The sequence below is a fragment of the Cytophagales bacterium genome, from assembly GCA_019456305.1.
Lineage (GTDB): Bacteria > Bacteroidota > Bacteroidia > Cytophagales > VRUD01 > VRUD01.
The window spans coordinates 18460-25812 of record VRUD01000039.1; the positions used below are offsets into that span (position 1 = coordinate 18460).

Sequence of the window (7353 nt, forward strand, 5' to 3'; positions counted from 1 at the left end):
AGTTTATGGGGTATATTGGGATTTTATTGATTCAGTTGAATACCTTGCATCTATTGATGTAGATTCAGGAGTTATCGCTACTATTGACAGTATACCTGGTGTTACGAGTTGGGGTACAGGTTCCAGTACATTTGACTATGTAAATGGTAATTACATTTTCAATACTAATCTCGGAATTACTGTTATTAACTCCCAAAATGCAAATATCGTTAATACATTTCCAAGTATTAGCAATTTAAGCGGTTTAGAATTTTACAATTTCTGCGATTCAATTAGTTGTCAAGCTACCATTTCAGGACAAGTCACTGACAGTGCCGGCCCAATAATAAGCGGTGAGGTAAAACTTAAAGCATACAGTCCAAACCCAAATCAAATGACTGTGGTAGCTTCTACAACAGTTGATAGTTTAGGAAATTATGTCTTTGACAATGTTCTGATAGGTCAGTATCTTGTGATTGCAAAAGGAGATAGCCTATTATATCCTAACACTGTACCAACTTATTACGATACTACAAATCACTGGCAAAAGGCAATTATTATTGATGTATCATCTTGTGATACTACTATCATTGCTAATATCAAGCTTATAGAATTCCCCTCAGAGATTGGTCCTGGAAAACTAAGTGGGCAAGTAAACCATAATGGGTCAGGTAAAATTTCACTAATTGCTGGTGTACCACTACAGGGAGTTGATATAATGATAGTGCAAGCTTTTAATGGTTCTGTTGTGGGATATACAATTACAGATTCCTCTGGCAATTATTCATTTGAAAATATCCCATTTGGTGATTACAAACTATATGTAGATATAACAGGTTTACCTATGGATTCTACTTATTATGTAAAAATTACCTTAACAGATTCAGTATTTACGAATCTAAATTTTTATATCGATTCTACATCTATTGGTATTGAAATAGCAACTGTAATAACAGAGAAAATATTTGAGGATAATGATTTCAAAGTTTATCCAAATCCGTATAGTGATAAAACCCAAATTACCTATCATTTAACAAAAAAAGCGACCGTAACCTTAGAGATATTTAATATAGTGGGTAAAAAGGTTAAAACTCTTATTAATGAGGTTAAATATAAGGGTGAGCATCAATATTTTTTTAGTACCAAAGAATTTGGATATGAACCGGGCGTTTATATTCTAAAGTTATCTGTTGATGATAAAATCTATACAAGACGATTAATGGAATTTTGATAAATGTTTTTCAAAAAATAGTATTTCTAAAAATTTTCAATGGATACAAATGCAAATAGTCATTTTATTTTTGTTTATACACCACTCCATCCTTCATAACAAATGAGACATCCTGCAAGACTTTAATATCGTCCAAAGGATTTCCGTTAACTGCAATGATATCTGCCAGTTTCCCGGCTTCAATAGAACCTATCTGATCAGCTACTCCCAAAAGATCGGCTGCATGAATCGTTGCTGATCTTATAGCATCTATAGGGGGCATGCCGGCTTTTACCATGAATTCAAATTCTTTAGCGTTAAGTCCGTGTTTATATACTCCTGCATCAGTACCATAAGCAATTTTTACACCTGCTTTAAGCGCTCTTTTAAATGTAGCCTGGATCTTTGGCCCGATTTCAAGCGCTTTGGGTATTACCATCTCAGGATAGTAACCGGGAATTTTTGCTGAATCTGCCACTGACATACCCGCAGTTATAGTTGGCACATAATAAGTACCATGTTTTTTCATCAAAGTCATTGTTTCACCGTCCATTAAAGTGCCATGTTCAATGGAGGCAATGCCGGCCCGGATAGCTCTTTTCATTCCTTCAGCACCATGTGCATGGGCTGCCACCTTGATACCAAAATCTTTAGCCGTTTCAATGATCACCTTAATTTCCTCCTCTGTAAATTGCGGGTTTGAAGCGTTTTTTGCCATGCTTAACACCCCGGCAGTAGCCATTATCTTGATCAGGTCAGCGCCATTTTTTACCTGCTGCCTTACGGCTTTTCTGCATTCATCAGCTCCGTTTGCTACACCTTCTTTAGGCCCCGGATCGCCCATTAGATCATTGCGCCAGCCGTTTGTAGGGTCAGCATGTCCTCCGGTTATTCCGAGCGCTTTACCGGCAGTATATATTCTCGGGCCCTTGACAAGCCCCTTATTTACAGCGTTTCTTAATGCTATATTAACACCACTACCTCCCAGGTCTCTAACCGTAGTAAACCCTGCCATTAATGTAACTTCAGCATAAACCATTGCCCTGAATGCTATGTCAGCTTCATTTAAAGTAAAGCTTTCAAGATAGCTGTTCTTGCTTGATTGCCCTTCCAGGTGCACATGCATATCCATCAAACCGGGTAATATTGTCTTGTCTTTAAGGTCTATTACATTTTGATTTTCCTTGGGTTGTAAGTACCCCTTTTCAACAGACACTATCTTATTCCCATCAATGATGATGGTCATCTTTTCAAGCGCCTTTTTATTTACTACATCTATCAATTTGCCGCAATGGATATAAGATTGCTGAGCAAAAGATTGTTGTAAAAGCAGGAATAGTAACAACAGGAAAACAGGACGTGTTGCTTTTTGTTTTTTCATGGTAGTTGTCGGATGGTGTGCAAAGGCAGGTGGGAGTTTAAAAACTCATTCCTGTTTACCAACACAAGGATAGAAAAAGCGATTAATTTTCACTTATTCAGAGATAATAATTTCTCCCGATAATACTTTATCAATATACTTTTTCTTTTCTGTAAAGGTCAATCCTGCAAGTTTTTTAGCGATCTTTTCTTTTACAGAACGAAAGAATTCGACACTTTTAAAGTCACTTTTTTCTATTTCTTTTCTAGTCTTCATAGTTAATTAATTCTTTTGGGGTTCTTATATCAATTTGTGGAAAACCTAATTTTAGATTTACAGAGTTGAAAAGTCTTATTTTGTTAAGGTTTACAATATGCCTGAAATTCCAACTGATTAAAACATCAATTCTATTGACAGTAGCAATAGCAATATGGTATGCATCGTTCATGCTTGACTCTGTTAATATTTTTTCTTTTATATAATTTTCAGCAAGGTATTCAGCATCTTCATTAAGTTCAAGAATTACCAAACAGTCGTTAGGTATTTCTTTTTTTAAGTCTTTTACGTATTCAGGCGCTTCTAAGAGTTCTAATTCGCTTATTTCAGAAAGATGTATAATAAAGTCACCTTTTCTAATCCTATCAAATAATTTACGTGTGTCTTGTTCAAAATCTTTGTCAAAATAACCACCGAGTACTGAATTATCAATATATATTTTTTGTTTCATTTTACCCTATAAGATTCCCAAATATACACATTTCTTGAGTTCTTTAATGTATCCTTCTGTAATTTTAGCATTGTCTATAATATGGGTCTATTTTTATTGCCTTTTTGAGTCCACTCTAAAAAGTCTTTTTTGCCACAAAAGCACAAAAACACAAAATCCCACTAAAAATTAACTAATTGATTTTCAGGGTTTTGTGGGATTTAGTGCTTTGGTGATTTGGTGGCATTTTTATTTTTTGGACTTATTAGAGTGGACTCAGGTATCAAGTTAAAAGTAAACCTAAAATCTTAATTTATCCAGCTCTTCTTTCACAAACCCGATCAATTCCCTGATATATTCTTTAGAAAAATCAAACTTGATCCCCGCTGTTTCATATATATCCCTGATGGGCCTTGTGTAGCCAAGCCGGAGCGCTGAAAGGTATTTCTCAAGGCCTTTTTTAGGGTTTTCTTTAAAATTCCTCCACACAGCAAGAGCGCCTAATTGAGCTATGCCGTATTCTATATAATAGAACGGGACTTCATAAAGATGGAGCTGTTTTTGCCATATATAATTTTTATAATGTTCCAAACCATGCCAATCAAGCACACCTGAACTGAACCGGTCAAATATTTCATTCCATTTTTTCACTCTTTCATCAACTTTGTGATCAGGATTTTGATAGATCCAGTGCTGGAACTTATCTATCGTAGCCACCCAGGGGAGTGTTTCAATAATTTGTTCTAAATGTTTTCTTTTTGCTCTTAACAGATCCTTTTCATTATCAAAAAACAAATCCCAGTGCTCCATAGAGATCAGCTCCATGGACATGGAGGCTAATTCAGCAACTTCTGAGGGAGTATGTTTGAAAGCAACAAGCTCAAGGTCTTTGGTCAAAAAAGAATGTACCGCATGGCCGCCTTCATGAACGATCGTAACAAGATCGGAGAGCGTTGAAGTTGCGTTCATAAAAATAAAGGGTACACCAATTTCATCCAACGGGTAGTTATATCCGCCAGGCGCCTTACCTTTCCGGGACTCCATATCCAGGTGTCCCATTTCTTTCATTGTTACGAGGCAATCACCTAAGAATGGATCCAGGCGGTAAAAACATTGTTTGGTTTTCTCAATCAGTTCATCTGTATTGTTAAAAGGCTTTAAAGGAGGGCAACCATCTTTATCAACCTGCAGATCCCAGGGGCGTAACTTTTCAACACGCATCTTATTTTTTCTATCCTGTGCAAGCTCATTTAGCACTGGCACAATTACTTCAGCAACTGAATCATGAAACGCATAGCAATCTTCAGGTGTATAATCAAACCTCCCCAAAGAAACAAATGTGTAGTCTCTGAAATTTTTAAAACCTGCATTAACAGCTACCTGGTGGCGAAGCTTTATTAATACATTAAAAAGTTTGTCAAGCTTATCCCTGTCCTTGCTTCTGCGGTCATTGATCTTTAAAAAAACGTTTTCTCTGATTGTCCGGTCATTATCCTGGAGAAAATCACCGGCTTGCTGAAGAGTATATTCTTTACCAACAATCTTTACGCTCATAGCCCCGGTGATAGCAGCATATCGCTGCTTTTCTTTTCTTATATTCGTTAACAATGGAATATTCTTCTTCCTGAATATTCTTATATCTTTTTCGATTTCCCTTATTAGTATTTTGTATTGCAGCAAACTTAAGTCCCCTGCAAGTAATTGGGTTTTGAACGGGCAATTAAAAAGTTTTTTATCCAATTGGTTTGAGTAAGGAGCGATTTCAGGCTGGATTGTAGAAATAAAAGATTTATAACTTTCAGCGTGCTTTTGGTTAGCCGTATCACAGGTCATCTTAATATATCTCCAGGCAAGGTCTTCAGCAACAATGCTTTCCAGCTCACTTCTGTTTTTTAACCAAACTTTCAAATCATCCAGAGACATAAGGGTACGATTTTTCAGGTTATCATAATATGGTTTCAGATCGTTCCATTCTTTAATTTGAAATTCTGAAGGTAAAAAAGATCTTTTCTTTTTACTGATCATATTTAAAACTGGCATAAGTTTTGTATCTTATATAGATTATGAAAAAATTAATAATATTTATCGCAATAATTTCCATATTTGATTTGTCTTTTGCACAAGGGCAAGGCGGTAAGATCACCATTTGCCATGTTCCTCCCGGCAATCCTGCTAATGCACATTCAATAACAATTTCAGCCAATGCCTGGCCTGCACACCAGGCTCATGGAGACCAATTAGGCGCTTGTGGAAGTATCTCACAAGGCAGCGATCAGGATCAAGGTGGTCATCATGGTCAGGATCAAGGCGGTCATTATGGTCAGGGTCATAGTCCTCATCCACCACAATGCTCCATCAACCATCAACTGCCTACTGTCTACCATCATCCCCCTACCCTGCTTCCAAGACCACATCGGCCGTTACCGGGTGTCCCTGGCATATTAATACATATCCCTCATCTATTTCCATATCCGATAATCCCTCGCGTTCATCCATGTGCACCTCGCCCGATAAGAGTTTACACCTGCAGGTAGTACACAATCCGCTCTGGCAAGAATACGGAAGATCAATGCCTTCATCCAGGGCTGTTTCCAGTATCGTACTATCAGGTTTTACCGTTATGGTATAGGTTTGGCCTTCATAATTAATTTTGACATCCTGGATTTTAAATTCGTTTGCCTTTGTCTCGCGTCCTTCGTCCAGGATTTCAGCCTCCTTTTCCAAAGGAGCCGTAAAGCTTTCTTTATGAATTTTTTCTGCAGCTACATTTAAACTCTCCAAGGCTGATTTCACCTCATCCATCATGCCTTGAGGGCCGCAGATGTAATAATCAGTTACCTTTGGGCCCATTTCAGGGAATTGCTCTAATAAATGTGAGACCTTGATCTTATTGATCCGACCCTTTGGCCCGTCCCACCCATCAGCCGGCCTGGTTAATACATGAATAAAATTAAACCTGCTGCCATATTTTTTTTTCAATTCATCTATATCATCTTTAAAAATAATCGATTCTTCATTTCTGTTTCCATATACCAATGAAACCTGGCTGTGTGACTCTGCTGCCAAAACTGATTTCATGATAGACATTAAAGGAGTAATACCACTGCCGGCACCAAACAAGACGAGGTGTCTTTTTGCACCAGGCACCAGGTCTATGGCAAAAGTACCTGTAGGCACCATGATCTCCATTGGATCACCCGGTTTTAAATTATCGTTCAGGTAATTAGATATTGTCCCGCCCTCAAGTTTTTTTACAGTTACAGCAAGGGTTTTATCTTCATTCGGTGAGCTGCAAAGCGAATAAGCTCTCCTGGATTTTTCTCCATTCACGTTAACGATCAGGGTCAAATACTGGCCTGGTTTATAAGCTATTTTATGATCCGGTGGATGTTCAAAGTGAATAGTGATGGCATCGGTAGTTTCTTTGACGATGTCAGTTACTTTTAGGGTGAAATATTGATTGCTCATCTTAAATTACGAATTATGAATGACGAATTATGAATGACGAATGACGAATGACGAATTTTAGTATTGAATATTTGAATTATTTGGTCGGGATGACTGGATTCGAACCAGCGACTCCCACGTCCCGAACGTGGTGCCCCGCCTTTGGCGGGGCTACGTCCCGATGATCAATCTCCGAAAAGCCTCTTCTCCCTTATAGCTCTTGATTTGCTTTTCCCTTTTTAGGGCCTTCGTTTTATCTTCAAAGGCTTCTTTATAAATAAGCTTAAAAGGTCTCCGGTGACGCGTTGACCGTTGCAGTCCGGCATTATGATATTCCACTCGTTTCTCAACGTTGGAAGTATATCCAATATAATACTTCTCGTCTTTCTGGCTCTCGAGTACGTAAACATAATACATGTCGGGATGACTGGATTCGAACCAGCGGCCCCTTCGTCCCGAACGAAGTACGCTACCTGACTGCGCCACATCCCGTTTTAGTTCAGAACCGACTCCACGTCCCGAACGTGGTACCCCGCCTTTGGCGGGGCCACATCCCGTTTTAGTTCAGAACCGGCTCCACGTCCCGAACGTGGTACCCCGCCTTTGGCGGGGCCACATCCCGTTTTAGTTCAGAACCGGCTCCACGTCCCG

General features: G+C 38.5%; 6 protein-coding genes and 2 tRNA genes. 1 reads left to right on the forward strand and 7 read right to left on the reverse strand.

Annotated elements, in window-relative coordinates; all coding sequences use genetic code 11:
- Window positions 1-373: 373 nt before the first annotated feature.
- Window positions 374-1210: a T9SS type A sorting domain-containing protein gene (locus tag FVQ77_09820; protein ID MBW8050616.1), complete on the forward strand. Its 837-nt coding sequence runs from the start codon at window positions 374-376 to the stop codon at window positions 1208-1210.
- 64 nt (window positions 1211-1274) lie between these two features.
- Here the strand turns inward: FVQ77_09820 and FVQ77_09825 are convergent, their stop codons facing one another.
- From FVQ77_09825 to FVQ77_09855, 7 genes are all read right to left on the reverse strand, one after another.
- Window positions 1275-2570 carry an amidohydrolase family protein gene (locus tag FVQ77_09825; protein MBW8050617.1) on the reverse strand — a complete coding sequence of 432 codons (1296 nt, stop codon included), beginning with the start codon at window positions 2568-2570 and terminating at the stop codon, window positions 1275-1277.
- A gap of 244 nt (window positions 2571-2814) precedes the next feature.
- A complete protein-coding gene (locus FVQ77_09830; protein MBW8050618.1) occupies window positions 2815-3276 on the reverse strand; it encodes a type II toxin-antitoxin system VapC family toxin in 462 nt (153 codons plus the stop codon).
- 279 nt (window positions 3277-3555) lie between these two features.
- Window positions 3556-5295: a M3 family oligoendopeptidase gene (locus tag FVQ77_09835; GenBank protein MBW8050619.1), complete on the reverse strand. Its 1740-nt coding sequence runs from the start codon at window positions 5293-5295 to the stop codon at window positions 3556-3558.
- Between the two features lie 351 nt (window positions 5296-5646).
- Window positions 5647-6723 carry a ferredoxin--NADP reductase gene (locus tag FVQ77_09840; GenBank protein MBW8050620.1) on the reverse strand — a complete coding sequence of 359 codons (1077 nt, stop codon included), beginning with the start codon at window positions 6721-6723 and terminating at the stop codon, window positions 5647-5649.
- An 81-nt stretch (window positions 6724-6804) separates the two neighbouring features.
- Window positions 6805-6883: transfer RNA gene (locus tag FVQ77_09845), tRNA-Pro, on the reverse strand.
- A complete protein-coding gene (locus tag FVQ77_09850; protein ID MBW8050621.1) occupies window positions 6874-7119 on the reverse strand; it encodes a GIY-YIG nuclease family protein in 246 nt (81 codons plus the stop codon). The genes FVQ77_09845 and FVQ77_09850 overlap by 10 nt, the downstream gene beginning before the upstream one ends.
- Before the next feature lies 1 nt (window position 7120).
- Window positions 7121-7194: transfer RNA gene (locus tag FVQ77_09855), tRNA-Pro, on the reverse strand.
- Window positions 7195-7353 lie beyond the last annotated feature (159 nt).